The sequence below is a fragment of the Roseobacter sp. HKCCD5988 genome (genome assembly GCF_037830355.1).
GTDB lineage: Bacteria > Pseudomonadota > Alphaproteobacteria > Rhodobacterales > Rhodobacteraceae > M30B80.
In genome coordinates, this window is sequence record NZ_JBBLYJ010000001.1 from 290,464 (window position 1) to 310,789 (window position 20,326).

Annotated in this window: 18 protein-coding genes; 9 read left to right on the forward strand and 9 right to left on the reverse strand. The window is 54.7% G+C overall.

Annotated features, from left to right (window positions below; all coding sequences use genetic code 11):
- Positions 1 to 65 precede the first annotated feature (65 nt).
- Complete coding sequence (locus AAC636_RS01440; RefSeq protein WP_340300133.1) at positions 66 to 1,220, forward strand: phosphoserine transaminase; 1,155 nt, start codon at positions 66 to 68, stop codon at positions 1,218 to 1,220.
- Positions 1,221 to 1,298: 78 nt separating this feature from the next.
- Positions 1,299 to 2,894: a phosphoglycerate dehydrogenase gene (gene serA / locus AAC636_RS01445; RefSeq protein ID WP_340300134.1), complete on the forward strand. Its 1,596-nt coding sequence runs from the start codon at positions 1,299 to 1,301 to the stop codon at positions 2,892 to 2,894.
- Between the two features lie 125 nt (positions 2,895 to 3,019).
- On the opposite strand, the gene AAC636_RS01450 is transcribed toward serA, so the two are convergent.
- Positions 3,020 to 4,042 (reverse strand): asparaginase, encoded by a 1,023-nt coding sequence (locus tag AAC636_RS01450; protein ID WP_340300135.1) that lies wholly within the window; start codon positions 4,040 to 4,042, stop codon positions 3,020 to 3,022.
- A 173-nt stretch (positions 4,043 to 4,215) separates the two neighbouring features.
- On the opposite strand from AAC636_RS01450, the gene AAC636_RS01455 reads away from it, so the two are divergent.
- Both AAC636_RS01455 and rlmN read left to right on the forward strand, forming a co-directional pair.
- Complete coding sequence (locus AAC636_RS01455; protein ID WP_340300136.1) at positions 4,216 to 4,746, forward strand: invasion associated locus B family protein; 531 nt, start codon at positions 4,216 to 4,218, stop codon at positions 4,744 to 4,746.
- A 74-nt stretch (positions 4,747 to 4,820) separates the two neighbouring features.
- The gene (gene rlmN / locus AAC636_RS01460) at positions 4,821 to 6,008 is read left to right on the forward strand and encodes a 23S rRNA (adenine(2503)-C(2))-methyltransferase RlmN (protein ID WP_340300137.1); all 1,188 of its coding nucleotides are present in this window, start codon (positions 4,821 to 4,823) and stop codon (positions 6,006 to 6,008) included.
- A gap of 548 nt (positions 6,009 to 6,556) precedes the next feature.
- On the opposite strand, the gene AAC636_RS01465 is transcribed toward rlmN, so the two are convergent.
- The 6 genes from AAC636_RS01465 to AAC636_RS01490 all read right to left on the reverse strand — a co-directional run bounded on the left by AAC636_RS01465 (position 6,557) and on the right by AAC636_RS01490 (position 10,754).
- Positions 6,557 to 7,051, reverse strand: a complete 495-nt coding sequence (locus AAC636_RS01465; protein ID WP_340300138.1) for a L,D-transpeptidase family protein — start codon at positions 7,049 to 7,051, stop codon at positions 6,557 to 6,559.
- 88 nt (positions 7,052 to 7,139) lie between these two features.
- The gene (locus AAC636_RS01470; protein WP_340300139.1) at positions 7,140 to 7,997 is read right to left on the reverse strand and encodes an SDR family oxidoreductase; all 858 of its coding nucleotides are present in this window, start codon (positions 7,995 to 7,997) and stop codon (positions 7,140 to 7,142) included.
- Positions 7,994 to 9,004: a tRNA epoxyqueuosine(34) reductase QueG gene (gene queG, locus AAC636_RS01475; protein ID WP_340300140.1), complete on the reverse strand. Its 1,011-nt coding sequence runs from the start codon at positions 9,002 to 9,004 to the stop codon at positions 7,994 to 7,996. Before queG ends, AAC636_RS01470 begins: the two co-directional genes overlap by 4 nt.
- Before the next feature lie 20 nt (positions 9,005 to 9,024).
- Complete coding sequence (fzlA, locus tag AAC636_RS01480) at positions 9,025 to 9,696, reverse strand: FtsZ-binding protein FzlA (protein ID WP_340300141.1); 672 nt, start codon at positions 9,694 to 9,696, stop codon at positions 9,025 to 9,027.
- Positions 9,697 to 9,753: 57 nt separating this feature from the next.
- Positions 9,754 to 10,467: a monofunctional biosynthetic peptidoglycan transglycosylase gene (gene mtgA / locus AAC636_RS01485; protein WP_445322530.1), complete on the reverse strand. Its 714-nt coding sequence runs from the start codon at positions 10,465 to 10,467 to the stop codon at positions 9,754 to 9,756.
- A gap of 98 nt (positions 10,468 to 10,565) precedes the next feature.
- Entirely contained in the window at positions 10,566 to 10,754 is a 189-nt protein-coding gene (locus AAC636_RS01490) for a YgaP family membrane protein (RefSeq protein WP_340300142.1), read from the reverse strand.
- A 121-nt stretch (positions 10,755 to 10,875) separates the two neighbouring features.
- Here AAC636_RS01490 and AAC636_RS01495 point away from each other — a divergent pair, with 121 nt between their 5' ends.
- The 3 genes from AAC636_RS01495 to AAC636_RS01505 are packed head-to-tail and all read left to right on the forward strand — an operon-like array spanning position 10,876 to position 13,325.
- Positions 10,876 to 11,253 carry a hypothetical protein gene (locus AAC636_RS01495; protein WP_340263050.1) on the forward strand — a complete coding sequence of 126 codons (378 nt, stop codon included), beginning with the start codon at positions 10,876 to 10,878 and terminating at the stop codon, positions 11,251 to 11,253.
- Entirely contained in the window at positions 11,250 to 11,870 is a 621-nt protein-coding gene (gene cobO, locus AAC636_RS01500; RefSeq protein WP_340300143.1) for a cob(I)yrinic acid a,c-diamide adenosyltransferase, read from the forward strand. Before AAC636_RS01495 ends, cobO begins: the two co-directional genes overlap by 4 nt.
- A 6-nt stretch (positions 11,871 to 11,876) precedes the next feature.
- Entirely contained in the window at positions 11,877 to 13,325 is a 1,449-nt protein-coding gene (locus tag AAC636_RS01505; RefSeq protein WP_340300144.1) for a cobyric acid synthase, read from the forward strand.
- On the opposite strand, the gene AAC636_RS01510 is transcribed toward AAC636_RS01505, so the two are convergent.
- Positions 13,322 to 14,878, reverse strand: coding sequence for a Hint domain-containing protein (locus AAC636_RS01510; protein WP_340300145.1), 1,557 nt, complete (start codon positions 14,876 to 14,878; stop codon positions 13,322 to 13,324). The genes AAC636_RS01505 and AAC636_RS01510 overlap by 4 nt on opposite strands.
- A 281-nt stretch (positions 14,879 to 15,159) precedes the next feature.
- Between AAC636_RS01510 and dapE the strand changes: the two genes are divergently transcribed.
- Together dapE and AAC636_RS01520 are read left to right on the forward strand one after the other, a co-directional pair.
- Positions 15,160 to 16,314: a succinyl-diaminopimelate desuccinylase gene (dapE, locus tag AAC636_RS01515; protein WP_340300146.1), complete on the forward strand. Its 1,155-nt coding sequence runs from the start codon at positions 15,160 to 15,162 to the stop codon at positions 16,312 to 16,314.
- 56 nt (positions 16,315 to 16,370) lie between these two features.
- The gene (locus AAC636_RS01520) at positions 16,371 to 19,280 is read left to right on the forward strand and encodes an error-prone DNA polymerase (protein WP_340300147.1); all 2,910 of its coding nucleotides are present in this window, start codon (positions 16,371 to 16,373) and stop codon (positions 19,278 to 19,280) included.
- Here the strand turns inward: AAC636_RS01520 and pip are convergent.
- Positions 19,275 to 20,264, reverse strand: coding sequence for a prolyl aminopeptidase (pip, locus tag AAC636_RS01525; RefSeq protein ID WP_340300148.1), 990 nt, complete (start codon positions 20,262 to 20,264; stop codon positions 19,275 to 19,277). The genes AAC636_RS01520 and pip overlap by 6 nt on opposite strands.
- Positions 20,265 to 20,326: the final 62 nt, after the last annotated feature.

The following is a 20,326-nucleotide window of genomic DNA, read 5'->3' on the forward strand; positions in this document are numbered from 1 at the left end:
GTATAGCAGCGCGGGTGGGACACCCCTCCCCAACGAGGGGCATATATCTGTGAGGGTATCACATCATGGCTTTGACCACTCCGGCAACGCGGCCGGCTAATCCGCGTTTTTCGTCTGGCCCCTGCGCCAAACCCCCCGTCTGGACATTGGATAAACTGGTTGACGCCCCTTTGGGTCGGTCGCACCGTGCTGCGATTGGCAAGGCAAAGCTTGCCGCCGCGATTGACCAGACTCGTGAAATTCTGGGCGTGCCTGCTGACTATCGCATTGGCATCGTGCCCGCTTCTGACACAGGCGCGGTTGAGATGGCCATGTGGTCGCTCTTGGGTGCGCGCCCCTGCACAATGGTCGCTTGGGAAAGCTTCGGTGCAGGTTGGGTCAGTGATGTTGTCAAACAACTGAAACTCGATGCGACTGTTCTGAACGCCGATTATGGCCAGATCGTTGACATGGGCGCGGTCGATTATCACACGGATGTTGTGTTCACATGGAACGGCACGACCTCGGGTGTAAAGATGCCCAATGGCGACATGATCCCTGCCAATCGCACGGGCTTGACCATTTGCGATGCAACCTCGGCGGCCTTTGCGCAGGATTTGCCGTGGGACAAGCTCGATGTCACCACCTTCTCTTGGCAGAAGGTCATGGGCGGTGAAGCGGCCCATGGCATGTTGATCCTCAGCCCGCGCGCGGTTGAGCGGCTTGAAAGCTACACACCTGCATGGCCATTGCCCAAGATTTTCCGCATGACAAAAGGCGGCAAATTGATTGAGGGTATCTTTAAGGGGGAAACGATCAACACCCCGTCCATGCTCGCCGTTGAAGATTATTTGGTCGCGCTTGATTGGGCCAAATCCATCGGTGGGCTGCCTGCCTTGATGGCACGGGCCAACGCGAATGCGCAGGCGATTTTCGATTTCTGCGCGTCTCGCGATTGGATTGACAATCTGGCCGAAGATCCTGCGACACGCTCGAACACCAGCGTTTGCCTGAAATTCACGGATCCGCGCATCACGGATGGCGCAGCCTTCGCCAAGGCGGTTGCAAAATGTCTCGAAGGAGAAGGTATCGCGCTCGATATCGGGGCCTACCGAGACGCGCCTGCGGGTCTGCGTATTTGGTGCGGTGCCACGGTGGAAACCGCCGATATCGAAGCCATGCTGCCATGGCTTGATTGGGCGTTTGAAACCGAAATCGCGGCGCTTTTTGCTGCGGCTTAAACCCCTTTTTCTGGCCGCAATGCGGGTGTGATCCCTGCGGCCAGACCCTTTCCCATTTCGAACATATGAGGCCCTATCATGGCTCCTAAAGTATTGATTTCCGATAAACTCTCGGATGCAGCCGTTCAGATTTTCAAAGATCGCGGCATTGATGTGACCTTTGACCCAAGCATTGGCAAAGACAAAGACAAGCTGCTTGAGGTCATCGGCCAATATGATGGTTTGGCAATTCGTTCTGTGACCAAAGTTACTGAAAAGATCATCGCGGCTGCCGATAACCTAAAGGTCATTGGCCGTGCAGGGATTGGCGTAGATAATGTGGATATCCCCGAAGCCTCGAAAAAAGGCATCATCGTGATGAATACGCCGTTCGGCAACTCCATCACCACTGCAGAGCATGCGGTTGCGATGATGTTTGCCGTTGCCCGTCAAATCCCTGAGGCCAACGCCTCAACCCATGCTGGCAAATGGGAGAAATCCCGTTTTATGGGGGTTGAGCTGACAGGCAAAACCTTGGGCGTTATTGGCGCGGGTAATATTGGGGCGATCGTCTGCTCACGTGCGCTTGGCCTCAAGATGAAGGTTGTGGCTTATGACCCGTTCCTCTCTGAAGAACGCGCCACGCAAATCGGTGTCACCAAGGTAGAACTGGACGAGCTGTTGGCGCGCGCTGATTTCATCACGCTGCATGTGCCCTTCACCGAAAAGACGGCAAATATCCTATCGGCTGAGAATTTGGCCAAAACCAAGAAAGGTGTGCGCATCATCAACTGCGCCCGCGGTGGTTTGGTGGATGAGGCTGCTTTGGCTGAATTGATTAAATCAAGCCATGTGGCAGGCGCCGCCTTTGACGTTTTCAAAGAAGAACCTGCAACCGAGAACCCATTGTTCAATCTTGAAAACGTGGTCGTGACCCCGCACTTGGGCGCTGCCACGACTGAGGCACAGGAAAATGTGGCGCTGCAAGTGGCCGAACAGATGGCTGATTATCTGCTGACAGGTGCCGTGACCAATGCGCTGAACATGCCCTCTGTGACGGCGGAAGAAGCGCGTGTCATGGGGCCATGGTTGAAGCTGGCCGAGCATTTGGGCAGCTTTGTCGGTCAGTTGACCGAAGACGCGATTGAGACAATCGAAGTCACCTATAATGGCGTTGTAAAAGATATGAACCTCAAGGCACTGAATTGTGGCGCGATTGCAGGTGTCATGAAGGCGACCAACCCTGACGTGAATATGGTGTCCGCACCGATTATCGCCAAAGAGCGCGGCATTGAGTTATCGACTGTCACACAGGATAAATCGGGTGTGTTTGACGGCTATATTCGCCTCAATGTGAAATCAGCCTCGAAAGAGCGGTCTATTGCAGGCACGGTGTTCTCGGATGGAAAGCCACGTTTCATTCAGATCAAAGGCATCAACATTGATGCTGAGATCGGTGAACATATGCTCTATACCACCAATGAGGACGTTCCAGGCATCATCGGCACATTGGGCCGCACGATGGGTGAGATGAACGTCAATATCGCCAATTTCACCTTGGGCCGCGCCTCAAAAGGGCATCAGGCGATTGCGATGCTGTATCTGGACGAACAACCCCCCGCTGCTGCGGTTAACGCACTCAAAGCGACTGGGTTGTTCCAACAGGTGCGCCCACTTCGCTTCAGCGCACATTAATCTGCACTAGATATCTGGAAATTTCTGTCCCGCCTCCCGTCTTGGGAGGCGGGTTTTTCAGTAGTTTTTTGTATAAATCTGTACAAACCAACGCAGACCTTTTTACCTAAAAATTGGGCAAAGGCTCAGGATAACCGCCAATCTTTGACGCTTGCGACAGGGCGAATAAAACCTGTTTCGACATCACGGCGATTGGTGATTGGGCCATGGGTTAAGCGCTTTGCAACGGGGCTGGCTGCATCCAACACACCCGCCCCGATCAGCAATTGCGTGATTACGGCTTCTGAGGCGCGGGTGCCACCATCTTCAATTTTCAATGCAATGCCGATTTTCTTTTCGGGAATGATTGCCACAAAAACGGCCTCGGCCCCTGTTTTCACCGCAACGCGGCCCCCCATCGCCTCCATCAGGTTCGTGCAGGCGCGCCCTTCACCCGCAACCAAAATGGGGTGGGTGGCCATAGCGCGATGCAGTTTTGCCATTGCCGCCTCGCGGGCCGCGCCATCAGGGTTTGCACCTGCATAACGCGCCATCGCCCGAGCAAGCCCCAAAAGGGAGCAGGCAAAATTTGGGGCAGAGCAGCCATCAATCCCATAGCCTGCGCTGGTTTCGCCTGTCACATCTTCAAAGGCTTCAAGAACCGCTTTTTGCACGGGATGATCAGCTTCAATATATTCGCTGCCGCCGCCCAAATGTTTGTTCAGAGTCAAGAATCCTGAATGTTTGCCCGAGCAATTATTATGCCCCTGATCTGGCGCACAGTCGCATTTGATCAAATCCTCTCGCGCGGCGCGATCATCGGGCATTTGTGGGCCACAGCGCAAATCTGCCTCTTGAAGGCCCAAATGATCCAACCATCCTGCGACCATATCTGTATGCACCTTTGCCCCATTATGGGAGGCACAAGACAAAGCCAGATGCGCTTGGCTCAGGCCAAAGTGATCCGCCGCACCGCTTTCAATGAGAGGTAAGGCTTGGATCATCTTGCTGCTTGAGCGGGGCAAAATAATTTTGGACGGATCGCCCCACGCCCCCAAAATTGTCCCTGCATGATCCACCACAACAGCATGGCCGCGATGTTGGCTTTCGGCAAAAGGGCCGCGATGCAATTCAACGAGAATTTCCGCCGTATCATCTGGCTGGGGCATGAGCGCTTCCTTTTGATCAAGATTTTGGAGTTTCACGCGCGAAGGGCTTTCGCGTGATCGTGATTTCAGGTTATTCTGCGTCCGAGTAATGGTAAAGGCGCAATAGAAGGGATGATGGCGACATACATCTCGCGCTTGAGGCAGTAACAAGCAGATCAGGAGGCGTATCGGCAATGGCTGGTCGTATAATAGCAGTTTTGGTGGCAGCAGCATTGGCTTTCACGCCCGCAGCCATCGCACAAGAGACATCGGATAACCGTGTTAACGCGCAAACGGATTGGAGTGTCTTTGTCCAATCTGACCCTGCCTTGTGTTGGGTTGTGAGTGCGCCGCGCGAAACCGTCAATACGCGTGACGGAAACCCAGTTTCGGTGAACCGCGGCGAAATTTTGCTGTTTGTCAGTTTCTGGCCGAATCAAGATCGCCGGTTTGAGGTATCCTTTACCGGCGGCTATCCTTTTGCCGAAAATTCCACTGTTGAGATGGAAATTGGCGATGCTTCCTATTCGCTGTTTACCCAAGGTGAGATGGCATGGGCCGCATCCCCGCAGGATGACCAATCCATTGTAACCGCGATGAAGCGCGGCGCAGAAGCGGTTTTGACAGCTCGTTCTAGCCGCGGCACGCAGACAGAGGACACATTTTCGCTCTTGGGCTTTACCGCTGCGGTTGAGGATGCGGAAACACGCTGCCAAGGCAATTAAGCCAAACATGTTCTTTGATTTGCTTTGAGGCGGATTTGCGGCTATGTGTGCCGCCGCCTCAAAGGACAAAGAAAATGACCCAAGCCAGCGCCCCGATCACGCAGGATGTTTTGACCATTCCTCGCAAACTGCCTGAACCAGGCCTGACAAATATCGTTGGCCTCGGCCGTGATGCATTGCGCGCGGCGTTAATCGCAGCAGGCACGCCCGAGAAACAGGCCAAGATGCGGGTTAATCAAATCTGGCAATGGGTCTACGTCTGGGGGGCGCGGGATTTTGACGGGATGACCAATCTCGCCAAGTCTTATCGCGCTGAATTGGCGGAAAATTTTTACATTGGCCTGCCTGAAATGGTCAGCCGTCAAATCTCAAGCGATGGCACGCAGAAATATCTGGCGCGGATTGCGGGCGGCCATGAGGTTGAGGTCGTCTATATCCCCGAAGAAGATCGCGGCACATTGTGTATCTCAAGCCAAGTTGGCTGCACCCTGACATGTTCTTTCTGTCACACGGGCACGCAGAAACTGGTGCGCAATCTGACGGCGGCTGAGATTGTTGGGCAGATCATGATGGCGCGCGATGATTTGGATGATTGGCCGCGTCCAGGCGAGGCCTATGGCGAGCGGCCGCGTTTGATCTCAAATATCGTGCTGATGGGCATGGGTGAGCCGCTCTATAATTTCGATGCGGTGCGCGATGCGATGAAAATCGCAATGGACGGCGAAGGGATCAGCCTAAGCCGCCGCCGCATTACCCTTTCGACCAGTGGCGTTGTGCCAGAAATTGCACGCTGTGCCGAGGAAATCGGCTGTATGTTGGCCATCAGCTTTCATGCAACGACAGACGAGGTGCGCGATCGTCTTGTTCCGATTAACAAGAAATGGCCTATCGCGGAGTTGCTTGAGGCCTTGCGGAAATATCCAAAGGCCTCGAATTCTGAGCGGATTACGTTTGAATATGTGATGCTCAAGGATGTGAACGACAGTGATGAAGATGCGCACCGGTTGATCAAGCTGATCAAAGGCATCCCCGCGAAGATCAATTTGATCCCGTTCAACGAATGGCCTGGCGCACCTTATCAGCGGTCAGATTGGGCGCGGATTAAGCGGTTTGCAGATATTATTTACAAGGCGGGCTATGCCAGCCCCATTCGCACGCCCCGTGGTGAAGACATCATGGCGGCCTGTGGTCAGTTGAAATCTGCAACTGAACGCGCGCGCAAATCACGCGCTGAAATTGCCGCCGAGATTGGCGAAGCCTAAGGCACAAAAAAAGACGGCTCCCTGACCAGGAAGCCGCCCTTTGTTCTGCAGCCGAAGGCAAAATTAGTTTGAAGCTGCTGCTGCAAGCAAAATCAGAGAAAGAACTGGAACGAGAACGCCACCAGCAGAAGACGAAGTGTCATTCGCAATAGCTCGAGGGTCCATTGATGGAGCGGAAGTACTATTTGCAACAGCGCCACCTGCAACAAATAAGAGAAATGCTGCGAATGCGAGTTTTGTCATATTATGTTCAAACTTACGCTTAAATGGGTGTTGTGACGCATCAGACCTGTTATTAACGCTAATTCCAGCGTTATACGTACATGAACACACATAATTATCAACGTAATTTTGGCAAAAAACCACCTATAGTGTTGCGCGTCGTCAAATTAGCAACAGCGTTTTCAATAGAGTGTCAATTTGACCTGTGTTTCAAGTTTTCCTGGTTAGACCGTTTGAGTGTTAGGGGGGCGGAAGTATCAGAGATGACATTTTCGATCTATGGCGCCCCTGCATGCCACTAAACCAACACATAAATGGTTCTTGCCTCAACGGAGGATATCAATTGGCGTGCGCAAGTTCACCATTGAGTAAATCTCGCGCATTTCAGCGTTTGAGACAGCAATACACCCCGCCGTCCAATCATTGCGAAACATCACGCCCGCTGGGGTTCCGTGGATGAAGATATCGCCCCCAGGTGATCGGCCACGCGCGCGCGCGAAGGCGCGGTCTTGGGCGTTCGGATAACTTAGCCCGATTGACAGGTAAAAGGCTGAATTGGGATTACGGCGATCGATGTAATATCGCCCTTCTGGCGTGCGACCATCGCCTTCGAATTGCTTATGCCCTTCGGGTGCAAAGCCCAGTTCCACATCATAGCTGCGCAGCACTTGGTCATTATGGAACAGCGTCAATTCGCGCTCGTTTTTGTCGAGGACAATGCGCGTTACCTCAGGGCCTGTATAAGTCGGAATTGATTTTGACACACACCCGCTCAGGGCAGTGGCAAAGACAAACACGATAAAACCGCGGCGTATACTCATGACGGGCCTGAAATATGAAAAGCTGCTCTTGTGGCTGCGCATACTTGAATTTGGGCGCTCGCAAAACTGAAATTTTGCGCGCTAAAGATTACCCCCCCGCCGCAAGAATGGCCTTTAGCCCTGATTTATAGTCGGGATAAAGCCATGAAAGGCCAAGATCAGTTTTGACATGGTCATTCTTGACCCGCTTATTTTCTGAATAAAAACTGGCTGCCATCGGCCCCAAATCGGCGTGTTCAAACGCGATTGCAGGTGGAATTGGCAGGCCCAGTAACTCGGCGCCATAGGCAATCACATCTTCGGGAGGGGCGGGCATGTCATCGCATATATTGTAAACAGCCCCACGCTTTTGCGCCGTCATCGAGGCCTCTAGCGCCATCGCGATATCCTCAACATGGATCCGTGAAAACACTTGTCCCTCTTTGATAATGCGCCGCGCTGTACCGTTTCGCAGTTTTTCAAACGGGCCACGATGGGGGCCGTAAATTCCTGCAAGACGGAAAATATGTAACGGCGCCTTGGTTTGGCGGCAAACGGCGGCCCATTCGCTTTCCGCCGCAATGCGGGCGCGTCCGCGATCCGTGTTGGGGGTGAGCGGGCTGGTTTCATCCACCCACGCCCCCCCGTGATCGCCATAAACGCCCGTGGTCGACAGATACCCAATCCATGCTTTTCCATCCAAGCAAGGTGCAAGCGCCCCGCCCCATGCGCCCAAAACAGGATCTCGACCTCCCTCAGGGGCAATGGATGATAGAATATGAGTAGCACGCGCGATATCGCCAGAGAGATCATCGTGCCCCCAAACCCGAGCAGATAACCCCCGCGCGCGCAGTGCCCCTGCCTTTTTGGGGTCGCGGGTCGTGGCGATAATCTCCCAGCCTTGTGGCAGCAATCGTCGTTCAAGCGCGCTTGCGCTATAGCCGTGGCCAAAAGACAAGAGGATCATGGTCGTTGCTCCAAAGCCCATTTGGCGGCATCCGATACGGCCGCGTCAGGATCATCCACCAAACTGCGCGCCATTTCAATCAAGCCTGAATCGCCGCTATTGCCAATTGCATAAAGCACATTGCGCACAAACCGATCCCGCCCAATGCGTTTAATCGGTGATCCTGAAAACCTATCGCGGAACCCTTGATCATCGAGCTGCACCAACTCCGCTAAATTGGGCGCGCGCAGATCATCGCGCGGGGCATAGCGCATCTCGGTCGCCGTTTGAGCAAATTTATTCCAAGGGCAAACGGCCAGACAATCATCGCAGCCATAAATACGATTTCCCAAAGCTGATCTCAGGTCAGGATCAATCGGGCCTTTATGTTCGATTGTGAGGTAAGAAATGCACCGCCGCGCATCCAATTGGTAGGGCGCGGGGAAGGCCTGTGTTGGGCAAATATCAAGGCAGGCTGTGCAACTTCCGCAATGGCTGACGTCTGGGCTGTCTGGTTCGAGAGGAACCGTTGTGAAAATCGCACCCAAGAAAAAGAAATTGCCCAAATCCCGCGCCAAGAGATTGGTATGTTTGCCCTGCCACCCCAGCCCTGCAGCCTGCGCAAGTGGTTTCTCCATCACGGGGGCCGTATCAACAAATACCTTGATCTGATGGTCTTCGCCTGCTTGTTCCAGCAGCCACCGCCCGAGGCGTTTGAGCCGTTTCTTGACGACATCATGATAGTCTTTGTTTTGCGCATAGACCGAAATCGCAGCGCGAGATTTCTCTTGCAAAATCGCAAGTGGGTCATGGTTTGGCGTGTAAAGATCAGCCAACATGATCATCGATTTCGCTTCGGGCCAAAGCGCGCTTGGATCAGAACGCCACTCAATGCGATCCGCCAACCATTCCATTTGGCCATGATGCCCTGCCGCCACAAACGCGTGCAACCGCGCCCCTGCTTCAGCGATATCTGTGGGTCGACAAACACCAATTTTGGCAAAACCTATGGCTTTGGCCTCGGTCATTAGGGTCTGCTTCAGTGCGCTCAAAAGTCCAAATTCGCGTAATGGGGCGGCTGCGGGAAACCCGAGATTTGATCCGCCAAAATGGAACGAAATGCAGGCCGCGATTTGACCTTTGCATACCAGTCTTTGACGATCTCAGATCGGTTCCAATCCACATCGGAGATGTAATCAAGACAAGATAGGTGCGCCGCTGCGGTGAAATCGGCCAAGGTCATGCGATCTCCCGCCAACCAACGGCGATGATCTAGCAGCCATGCCATGTAATCCAGATGGAATTTGATCTGGCTTGCGCCAGTTTTGACCGCCCGCCCATCAGGGTATCCCGCGCGCATCAGCTTTTTGTTCACGCGTTCATAGACGAGGTTCTTGGTCACATCATGGTGGAATTTATCATCAAACCAGAAACACAGGCGGCGCACTTCGGCGCGGGCTTTGATGTCTTCTGGGATCAGTTCTGGCTCAGGATGCTTTTCCTCGAGATATTCGCAAATGGCTTGGCTTTCACTCAGGAAGACGCCGTCAATCTTGAGAACGGGCACCTTACCTGCAGGGTTGCGGCGCATGTGATCCGGCGAGCCTTCCCAATAGCGTTCTTCCACCAATTCGACTTCGATTTTTTTCTCCGCCAGAACCAAGCGCACTTTGCGGCAAAAGGGCGATAGGGCGAAGTGGTAGAGGCGCGGCGTGTTCATTTGGGTTTTGCTCTAACTCATTGGTTGCGAAGGTTTTGCCCTGTCTGGGTGGGGAATTCAATTCGCAAAGCAATCATCGCGCCCATCATTGGCGATGGTCGCCGCCCCATCGGCAATGCTTGCAGCGCGCTCCAACAGCCATGGGGAGGGGTTTGCAGCAGATCGATCCTTTGGTGCTGGCAGCACCGCTGCGAGGCGCGCGGCTTGTGCCAATGTCAAATCAGCGGCACTCACCCCAAAATAATGCTGTGCGGCGGCCTCTGCCCCGAAAATGCCCGCATCAAATTCCGCGATATTGAGATAGACCTCTAACACCCGCGATTTTGGCCAGATCAGCTCGACCGCGGGGGTCAGCGCCGCTTCAAGCGCCTTGCGCCCCCAATTTCGGCCATGCCACAAAAACGCATTTTTCACAGTTTGTTGGCTGAGCGTGGATGCGCCGCGCTGTGCGCCATCTGAAATTGCGTCACGAATTGCGCTCATGTCGAACCCCCAATGGGCGCAAAAATTTGCATCCTCTGCCGCGACCACGGCCCGTTGTAAATTTGGGGAAATCTCTTCTAGCGGACGCCATGTCTGGTCGATTGTGCCGATGCGCCGCGCCTCACTGAGCATATAGGCCGTGGTTGGCACAGGAAGAAAGCGATAGGCAATGATCCACAGCAGCACTAGGGCGACCGCCCAAAACCCAACACGCCACAAAACGCGACCCACGCGCCGCGTCAGGCCACGATCTTCGTGGGATTTTTTATCTTTGCGTTTGCGGGCCAACCTGCTTGCTCTGCCAATTTATCTGGTTTTGGGCAAACTACGCGGATCAGCCCGCAAGGTAAAACAGTTTTACCTTGTCTCGTCTGGCGGAAAACGCCCTAGCAGGCCTTACAGGTCTTGATGCCCAAGATCGTATAAAGAGGGCAATTGCCCACCAAACCTGTCAAGAGAGGTACCAGACCCACCCAACCCCAAGCGGTTTGCGGGCCATCAAATACAATGGCAATAAGAGCCACGCCTACGATCACGCGAAGCGCGCGGTCGATCATCCCAGCATTGCGAGTCATATATAAACTCCTTTCTATAGCCGACGCGAGATCATCGCATACTGGCCCCTGATGGTCTGTGACCATGTCACATGCGCTGGTTTGCTTGACTTGTGCTGTGAAATCAGGCCATGCCGCAGCCATGAGCAAAGAGAATACACCAAAGCCAAGCAAAGATGCCGCTGCCAAGCCTAAGCGCGCGCAGGATGTTTATACGCTTGTTGTTGAACTAGGTCGCCGCGAGGGGGATGGCCTGCCTGCCAGCGCAACGGGGGCGGGGCTGTTGTGCTATGCGTCAGGCGTGGACGAGGCCGAAGCGGTGCGCGAGACGGTTGCAGTGCTGAAAACGGCGGATATGAACCCGCTTGAGGTCACGGGCTATGGCACCTTGACCGAACGCGAGGCGCAGGGGCTTGAGATTGATGAAGAAGAACGCGCTTTGATGATGCGCGCTTTGGAAGAAAACTCGGTCATAGTCGCGCAGATGACACCTTATTTTGCCGAGGATGATGAGACATGAGCGAGGAAGACCTTAACGCGCGCCACAAGGCAAAGATGCAGAAGATTAAGGCCGCGCGCGATCGTATGATGGCGGGGAAAAAGCGCGAGAAGAAAGGTCTGGTGATTGTTCATACAGGCAATGGCAAGGGCAAAAGCTCGTCTGCTTTTGGGATGATTATGCGCTGTATCGCCCATGGGATGACTTGCGGTGTCGTGCAATTCATCAAAGGCACATGGGTGACAGGCGAAAAGGAATTCCTACGCAAACATTTCGCGAATGAATGCAAGTTTGTTGTGTCGGGCGAAGGATTTACGTGGGACACCCAAGACCGCGAGCGCGATATTGCAGCGGCGCGTGCGGGTTGGGAAGAAGCCAAAGCGATGATCAAAGACCCCAATATGTCATTGGTTGTTCTAGACGAGATCAATATCGCTCTGCGCTATGATTATCTTCCGATCCTAGAGGTGGTAGAGTTTTTGGTCACGGAGAAGCCAGAAATGACCCATGTTGTTTTGACGGGTCGCAATGCCAAGCCCGAATTGATTGAGATTGCCGATCTTGTGACCGAGATGACCGAGGTCAAGCATCCATTCCGTGAGCAAGGCATTGTTGCGCAAAAAGGCGTGGAGTTCTAAGGTCTTATGCCCGCTGTCATGATCCAAGGCACAGGGTCGAATGTGGGCAAATCATTGCTTGTTGCGGGGCTGTGCCGTGCTGCGCGCAAGCGCGGTATCAATGTTGCGCCGTTTAAGCCACAAAATATGTCGAACAATGCGGCTGTCTGCCCTGAAGGGGGCGAGATTGGTCGCGCACAGGCGGTGCAGGCTGAGGCCGCAGATCTTGCGCCTCATGTTGATATGAACCCTGTTCTGATCAAACCCGAAAGCAGCACAGGCGCGCAGATTGTGGTGCAAGGCGCGCGTCTGACCCGCGCCGAGGCGCAGGATTACCAAGGGTTGAAGCCGCGCCTCTTGGCGGCCGTGCAAGACAGTTTTGCGCGGCTGTCCGCGCAGCATGATCTTGTGATTGTCGAAGGGGCAGGCAGCGCTGCCGAGGTCAATTTGCGTAAAGGTGATATAGCCAATATGGGCTTTGCCTGTGCTGAAAATATCCCCGTGATCCTCGCAGGCGATATTGATCGTGGTGGGGTGATTGCACAGATCGTTGGGACGAAAGCCGTATTGGATGACCAAGATCGCGCTCAAATTGCGGGGTTCTTGATCAACCGCTTTCGGGGTGATCCGCGCCTCTTTGATGAGGGCTATCGCTATATTGCCGAGCAAACAGGATGGCCTGGGTTTGGAGTGGTGCCTTGGTTTGGGGATGCTTGGAAATTACCCGCCGAGGATGGTGTAGGTCTGGGCAAAACCCCGACCCATGATGGCGCGTTTCATGTTGCGGCCCTCGCATTTCCACGGATATCAAATTTCGATGATCTTGATCCGATTGCCCAAGATCCCAAGCTGCGCCTCACTTGGGTTGAAGCGGGGCGTGTGATTCCAGCGGATGCTGATTTGGTCATCCTGCCTGGATCAAAAAGCACGCGGGCCGATTTGGAATTTTTGCGCGCGCAGGGTTGGGATGTTGATCTGGCCGCACATCGGCGGCGCGGCGGCGCGATCTTGGGCCTATGTGGCGGCTATCAAATGCTTGGCTGCAGGATCAGCGACCCTGAGGGGCTTGATGGCGCGGTTGGGGTGACTGACGGCTTGGGTCTGTTAGAGATTGAAACCCTCATGCGACCCCAAAAGCGTCTGGCGCTCAGCGCGGCGCACCATGTTCCAACGGGGGCCGCCGTTTTGGGCTATGAAATCCATATGGGCGAAACCTCAGGCCCTGATTGCACCCGTCCCTTCGCTGCTTTGGCCGGTCACCAGGATGGCGCGATAAGTGCCGATGGGCGGGTAATGGGCAGTTACCTGCACGGGCTTTTCCAAGAGGACGGGTTTCGCACCGCGTTCTTCGCGGGTCTTGGTGCCAAGATTAGCACGGGCGGCTATCGGGCGCAGATCGGTGCAGTCTTGGATGATTTGGCACAGCATCTGGAGACGCATTTGGATGTTGATGCCATTTTTGATCTGGCCCGCTAGGCCATCATTGCCCGCGCCTCATAGCTGCGCAGCGGCATCCGCACCAATTCGCCATAACCCGCGCCACAGCTCTCTTGCAGGGCAGGAAAGAGGTCGAACAATTCGGCGCGGATCGCATCATCAAATTCGGGCAAGACCTGTTTTCCGAGGTAAAAGCTTTCGGTCAAAAGCCCCTCGGATGTGATGATCTGGTGGTGGTCAAACAGGATGTGAAAATATTCCACATCCCCGCCTTCGTGGCGATAGATCGTGACATCATTGATCAAATCTTTGGCCGCAACCAAGACCTCCTCCTCGCCGAACATTAATTGTGCGCGAATATCGCGCACAAGCACACGGTGTTGGTGCGATAACACCAGCGTGCCGTGAAACCTAAGGCTGCCTTCCTCAATGACAATTGGGGCGTGATTGCCGATCGCGGGCACTTTGCGGCATCCAATCCAACGGATTGGATGCGGGCCATCATCATGGGTTTCGACCATCATACCGACCCTTAGCTTTTCAATCGCAATATCCCCCTCGGTCGTTCTGATTTTTGTGCCGCGGGCAAAGCAAGGCACAGTGGTGATTGTGACAAAGGCGGTGTCGGTGATGCCGTCTGAATTGGTCGCGGTATAGGTGAAATTGCGGATAACTGTGTCACCCTTGGGAAGGGCGGGTGCTGTGACCGACAATTTGCCATCGGGCAAGAGTGTGATCTGATGACCAGAGGCAAGGGTTATTGTTTCCCCCGCGCGAATGTCTTGGCCGTTGATTTGGGTGACAGCCATTGTTGCGCTGTCATTGGCCAAAACATCTAAAGTGCTGGTGGCGCGCTGTGCGATGCGCAGGCTGTCATCAGCACTCAGCGCCATGCCTTGAATACTGCCACCCGCGATGAGGATTGCTGAATCAAGGGTTGGATCACCAACATCGGTGATGCCAATTTTGAGCGTATTGATCGCACCGACCGAGACAGGGAAACTCACGCGAAGCGTGGCGGTGAACCCATCCATTTCGGTATTATAGGTGCCGCTGGCATTGTCGATGTAGAGCGTGCTGTTAGAGTTGTCAGAAACAGAATTGATTGAGGCCAAGGTAAAGACAGGGGACGTGACCTTGGTGCCGTTGATCCAAATGCCGACCTGATCATTGAAAATCGAGCCTACAAATTCAAGATATTCTTCTGAGGCGAAGGTAAATTGCAGCGACATTTGCGCATTGTCGGGGATAAAATCCACCTCCAAGATGCTTGCGTCATATGTGCGCCGCGCGGCGATGGTTTCAAAATCGGTATCACGCCCGCCGCCCGTTATGCCTGTCGTATCAAGGGATTGGTTGGTGGCCCCTGAGCCATTGGTTAAATCGCTGACAAAGCCCGTAGACAGAACAACGCCCGTATCGGATGAGGTCAGGCGCGATGAGGTGCTGTCACCCCCCATCCAAATCGCTGACGAGGCATTATTGCCATAATAGCGGGCATCCAGGATGGAAACGTCATCGTGGAAGATGGTATACGCCATTTTGAGCGCAGATGCGCCTGTATTGAGCGCCAGTTCCTGTGCGCTTCCCATACCCCTAGCCCATGCCAAGGCATGGTAAATTCAGGCAAATCAGGCGCCCCTAAGCACCTTCATGTCCGTCTGATTTACAGCGGATTTTCCGCTCGGCCTGCCTCGGCTTATTGTTATTGGTATGATGCTATCACAAAATTATCTCTATTGTTAATATATTTATGCGATGCGCCCTGTAATTCTTCTGCATATAGTGGTTTGACCAAGATATCAGTTTTCTGTTTGTCTCTTGGCCAAGGGGCGCGTAACCCTAACGCCTGACGCCTTTGGAGAAATCGGATATGGCCGACACCCGCCTTGATCCTGTTCTATTGACCGCAGATTTGCTGCGTTGCCCCTCTGTCACGCCAGAGGAGGGCGGCGCATTGGCGCTGTTGCAAACTGTGTTAGAGGCGGCAGGGTTTGAGTGCCGCCGCGTAGATCGAAATGGCACAGCAAATCTTTTTGCGCGCTTTGGGCCCAAAGGTCATGCGCGCAGTTTTGGCTTTAATGGACATACCGATGTTGTGCCAATTGGGGCCGAAGCGGATTGGAGCCACCCGCCCTTTGACGCGGTGCGCGAGGGGGATTGGCTTTATGGGCGTGGCGCGACCGATATGAAATCGGGCGTTGCGGCCTTTGTCGCGGCTGCGGTCGATATGGTGCAAACCGCCCCGCCTGATGGCGCGATTATTCTGGCCATTACGGGCGATGAGGAAGGCCCCGCCACGGATGGAACAGTGGCGCTTTTGGAGTGGATGGAGTCTCAAGGCGAAGCGATGTCGGTTTGCCTTGTGGGCGAGCCGACTTGTCCAGAAACCTTGGGCGATATGATCAAAATCGGGCGGCGCGGGTCAATCAATGCGCAGATTACAGTGGCGGGCAAGCAAGGCCATGTCGCCTATCCGCATAAGGCGCAAAATCCAATGCCTGCCATGGCCGCGCTTGCGGATCGTCTGTCGCGCCATGTTCTGGATGAGGGGACAGCGCATTTTGACCCGTCCAACCTACAAATTACGGCGATTGAGACAGGGAATCCCGCCAGCAATGTGATCCCTGCGCGCAGTGAAATGCGGCTCAACATTCGTTTTAATGATTTGCATTCAGGCGCATCTTTGGATGCATGGTTGCAACGTGAATGCGCCGAAGTTGCGGCTGTGCATGGCGTTCATATTGCCTGCGAAACCCGTATTTCGGGCGAGGCGTTTTTGACCGAGCCTGGCGCGTTCTCTGACCTGATCGCGGCGGCAGTGGCGCAGCAAACTGGACTTCAGCCTATTTTGTCGACCACAGGCGGCACATCGGATGCCCGATTTGTGCAGCGCCATTGCCCCGTGGTGGAATTTGGTCTTGTCGGCCATCGGATGCATGAGGTTGATGAGCGGGTATCTTGTCAAGATATCCAAGGCCTGACCGTGATCTATTCCGACATTTTGCGCCGCTATTTCGAAGGCTAAGGCTGGCCTCAAAAATCCCTCTCGAAAAAAGAACAAAACGTGAATATCTTTGCGGTATGGGATTCGCAGAGCTTGCCGCATTGTCCAATTTTTCTTTTCTTCAGGGTGGATCGCATCCTGAAGAATATACTGTGCGCGCGGCAGATTTGGGGCTTCATGCTTTGGCGATTGCTGATGTGAATTCGGTTTCGGGCATCGTGCGGGCGCATAGCGAATTGCGCCGTATCGCGCGTGAGATTGCGGCGCGGCGCGCGGCGGATGCTGATTTGCACGGGCCACCGCGCCCCGCCCATATTCCCTCCGCCCCGCGCGCACCAATTTTCACCTGTCCGCGGCTTTTGCCTGCCGCGCGATTGGTTTTCCCTGATGGGCTAGAGATTGTTGCCCTCGCCCGCACGCGGGAAGGTTGGGGAAATCTGTGCCGTATTCTGTCCAAGGGTCAGTTGCGCGCAGAAAAAGGGCAGTGCTTGCTTGCTCTCGAGGATTTGCTTTCGCATGCAGCAGGGCTGGAATTGGTTGTGCTCAGTGATCGAAACGCCCATTTCCCACCGCATCATGCAGGGGCTTGGCATAATGCGCTGCCCCAATTGGCGGCGCGGTTCGCGGGGCATATTTGGCTTGCCCTTAGCCCCTATTATGACGGGCAGGACGCGTTACGTTTTGCCGCGATTGCACGGCGGGCAGAGGCGTTATCCCTGCCGCTTGTGGCCTCTGGTGCGCCGATGATGCATCACGCCCGCCGCCGCCGTTTGGTGGATGTCCTTAGCGCCATTCGCAAAGGCATTCGTTTGGTTGATCTCGGACGTCATGCGCAGGTCAATGCCGAACAGCGGTTGCGCAGCCTGTCGCAGATGCGCCGCTTGTTTCACGATTATCCCCGCGCTCTTGCGGCAACGCGCTTGATCGCGCGGCGCTGCCAGTTTCAACTGGATCAATTGCGCTATGAATACCCATCCGAGATTTCTGATGGCGAAACCCCACAGTCCCGCCTTGAACGATTGGCGTGGAAGGGGCTTGCATGGCGCTATCCAAGGGGTATCCCTGAGCGTGCGCAGACCCTCATGACCCATGAATTGGCGCTGATCGATAAGCTTGGTTATGCGCCCTATTTTTTGACAGTGCATGATATTGTCGCTTTCGCGCGCGGGCGTGGGATTTTGTGTCAAGGGCGCGGGTCTGCGGCCAATTCCATCACGTGTTATGCTTTGGGCGTGACCTCTGTCTCTCCTGAAATTGGCACGATGGTGTTTGAGCGATTTGTCTCAGAGGCTCGTGATGAGCCACCCGATATTGATGTTGATTTCGAGCATGAACGCCGCGAGGAGGTGATTCAATGGATTTACACCCGCTATGGTCGTCACCGTGCAGGGATTTGCGCCACAGTGATCCATTATCGCGGCAAGCGTGCCATTCGTGAAGTTGGCCGCGCAATGGGTTTGAGCGAAGATATCCTATCCGCACTTTCAAGCCAGATTTGGGGATCATGGGGGTCAGGTGAATTGCAGGATGCCCGACTGCGCGAAATCGGTCTTGATCCTGATAACCCCCATTTGCGCTTGGTGATGGATTTGGTGGGCCAGATTATCGGCTTCCCCCGCCATCTCAGCCAGCATGTGGGGGGCTTTGTGATTACCGAAGGGCGGCTTGATGCGCTTGTGCCCATAGAAAATGCCACGATGGAGGATCGCACCATCATCGCATGGGATAAGGATGATATTGACGCCTTGGGCATTTTGAAGGTCGATGTTTTGGCCTTGGGAATGCTCAGTTGTTTGCGCAAATCCTTTGATCTTTTGCGGGGTCATTATGGGCGGGATTTTGATCTGGCCACCCTGCCCGCCGAGGATGGCCGCGTCTATGATATGCTGTGCAAAGCAGACAGTCTGGGTGTGTTTCAGGTGGAATCGCGCGCGCAGATGAATTTTTTGCCGCGTATGCGCCCACGTTCTTTCTATGATCTGGTGATCCAAGTGGCGATCATCCGACCTGGGCCTATTCAGGGCGATATGGTGCATCCCTTCATTCGCCGCCGCAATGGGGAGGAGGCGGTCGAGTTTCCCTCTGATGCGTTGGGCGCAGTGTTGCGCAAGACCTTGGGCGTGCCCTTGTTTCAAGAACAGGCAATGCAAATCGCAATTGTCGGGGCCAGTTTCACCCCGACCGAGGCCGATGCGCTGCGCCGTGCCTTGGCCACGTTCAAGAAAAAGGGTCATGTCTCGGAATTTCGGGCGCGGTTTTTGCGAGGCATGCAGAATAACGGATATGATCCCGATTTCGCCGCGCGCTGCTTTGCGCAGATCGAAGGGTTCGGCGCCTATGGTTTTCCTGAAAGCCATGCCGCAAGTTTCGCGCTTTTGGTTTATGCCAGCGCATGGATCAAATGCCATTACCCTGCCGTTTTTGCCTGCGCTTTGCTGAACAGCCAACCGATGGGGTTCTATTCGCCTGCACAGATTGTGCGTGATGCACAGGCGCATGGCGTGGAGGTGCGACCTGTCTGTGTCAATCTCAGCGCATGGGATCACACGCTCGAACCAGAGGGGACAGGCGCGCTTGCACTAAGATTGGGGCTGCGGCAGATCAGAAGCCTGTCCGAGGAGGACGCGCATTGGGTCATTGCCGCGCGTGGCAACGGCTATCTCAGTCCGCGTGATTTATGGCGTCGTGCGGGTCTGTCGCAAAAACCTTTGCGGGCCTTGGCCGAGGCAGATGCTTTTGCCGCGCTTGGGTTTGATCGCCGCGCGGCACTTTGGGAATTGCGCGGGCTTGGCCCTGCACAAGATTTGCCGCTTTTTGCCCGTGACCTTGAGGGCGAGGCGCATAACGAGGCCACGCCAAATTTGCCACAGATGACCGAAGGTGAAGCCGTGATCGAAGATTACGCGAGCCTGCGGTTGACGTTGAAACGTCACCCCGTTGCGTTTTTGCGTGGAAAACTGAGCCCAAATTGGGTGGCGCGCTTATAGGCCGAATTTTGTGGCGTGCGCGCCCACAGATTTCATCACCCGCACCAATTCTTGGCTGATACCAGGCTCAGACAGGGCATGGCCCGCAGCCTTGACCATCTGCAAACGACCCGAAGGCCAACGCGCGGAAAGGCTATAGGCGGATTGGGGCGGACAAATCATGTCATAGCGCCCTTGCACGATCACGCCGTGAATATGGGCGATGCGATGCATATTCTTTAAAATCTGTCCGTCTTCTTCGAGAAAGCCGCGATTGACGAAATAATGGTTCTCAAGCCGCGCGAAGGCGCGGGCGTAATCGGCGGGGCAATCGCCCCCTTGGCCATCGCTTTCGATAGACGCCAGTGCGTTTTCCCATGCGGCCCAAGCCCGCGCATAACGGGTTTCCACCATCATATCGCCTGAGAAAAGGCGGCGGTTATAGGCGGTAATTAAATCGCCACGCTCATCTTCGGGGATCAGCGAAACGAAGCGCTGCCATTGTTCTGGCCAGAATTGACCCGCGCCGCCGCCATAAAACCAATCCAACTCGCGTTGCATCGACAAAAATACACCGCGCAAGGCCAAATAGGCCACAGATTGCGGATGGGTTTGCGCATAGATCAAGGCAAGGGTCGCACCCCAAGAGCCGCCAAATACGGCCCATTTTTCAATGCCAAGTGTGTTGCGGATGCGCTCAATATCTTCGACCAGATGCCATGTGCTGTTGCCTCGGATAGCCGCATGGGGCCGCGAGCGGCCACAACCGCGCTGGTCAAACAGGATAATTCGCCAGACCGAAGGGTCAAAATAGCGCCGCATGGCAGGGCTACACCCGCCGCCTGGGCCGCCATGCAACACCACAACGGCAGGGCCGTTTGGGTTTCCGCATTGCTCCATATAAATCTGGTGACCTTCGCCAACATCCAACATTCGCTGATCGAACGGGTCGATCGGCGGAAAGAGATGCTGCACTGCGCGCTTTTGGCCCGTGAACTTATCCATAAGCTTCCTATATAGGACATAAGACCCAACCTAACAGTCCCAAACCCCTTGGCAAGGCTTTG

What these genes read in the sequence shown, in the direction of transcription:
- AAC636_RS01465 (WP_340300138.1), bottom strand. Translation starts at nt 7,051, where the DNA reads ATGAGTATACGCCGCGGTTTTATCGTGTTTGTCTTTGCCACTGCCCTG.
- AAC636_RS01510 (WP_340300145.1), bottom strand. Translation starts at nt 14,878, where the DNA reads ATGGGAAGCGCACAGGAACTGGCGCTCAATACAGGCGCATCTGCGCTC.
- AAC636_RS01495 (WP_340263050.1), top strand. Translation starts at nt 10,876, where the DNA reads ATGAGCAAAGAGAATACACCAAAGCCAAGCAAAGATGCCGCTGCCAAG.
- AAC636_RS01470 (WP_340300139.1), bottom strand. Translation starts at nt 7,997, where the DNA reads ATGATCCTCTTGTCTTTTGGCCACGGCTATAGCGCAAGCGCGCTTGAA.
- AAC636_RS01455 (WP_340300136.1), top strand. Translation starts at nt 4,216, where the DNA reads ATGGCTGGTCGTATAATAGCAGTTTTGGTGGCAGCAGCATTGGCTTTC.
- queG (WP_340300140.1), bottom strand. Translation starts at nt 9,004, where the DNA reads ATGACCGAGGCCAAAGCCATAGGTTTTGCCAAAATTGGTGTTTGTCGA.
- dapE (WP_340300146.1), top strand. Translation starts at nt 15,160, where the DNA reads ATGGCCGACACCCGCCTTGATCCTGTTCTATTGACCGCAGATTTGCTG.
- AAC636_RS01505 (WP_340300144.1), top strand. Translation starts at nt 11,877, where the DNA reads ATGCCCGCTGTCATGATCCAAGGCACAGGGTCGAATGTGGGCAAATCA.
- AAC636_RS01450 (WP_340300135.1), bottom strand. Translation starts at nt 4,042, where the DNA reads ATGCCCCAGCCAGATGATACGGCGGAAATTCTCGTTGAATTGCATCGC.
- pip (WP_340300148.1), bottom strand. Translation starts at nt 20,264, where the DNA reads ATGGATAAGTTCACGGGCCAAAAGCGCGCAGTGCAGCATCTCTTTCCG.
- serA (WP_340300134.1), top strand. Translation starts at nt 1,299, where the DNA reads ATGGCTCCTAAAGTATTGATTTCCGATAAACTCTCGGATGCAGCCGTT.
- AAC636_RS01490 (WP_340300142.1), bottom strand. Translation starts at nt 10,754, where the DNA reads ATGACTCGCAATGCTGGGATGATCGACCGCGCGCTTCGCGTGATCGTA.
- cobO (WP_340300143.1), top strand. Translation starts at nt 11,250, where the DNA reads ATGAGCGAGGAAGACCTTAACGCGCGCCACAAGGCAAAGATGCAGAAG.
- rlmN (WP_340300137.1), top strand. Translation starts at nt 4,821, where the DNA reads ATGACCCAAGCCAGCGCCCCGATCACGCAGGATGTTTTGACCATTCCT.
- AAC636_RS01520 (WP_340300147.1), top strand. Translation starts at nt 16,371, where the DNA reads ATGGGATTCGCAGAGCTTGCCGCATTGTCCAATTTTTCTTTTCTTCAG.
- fzlA (WP_340300141.1), bottom strand. Translation starts at nt 9,696, where the DNA reads ATGAACACGCCGCGCCTCTACCACTTCGCCCTATCGCCCTTTTGCCGC.
- AAC636_RS01440 (WP_340300133.1), top strand. Translation starts at nt 66, where the DNA reads ATGGCTTTGACCACTCCGGCAACGCGGCCGGCTAATCCGCGTTTTTCG.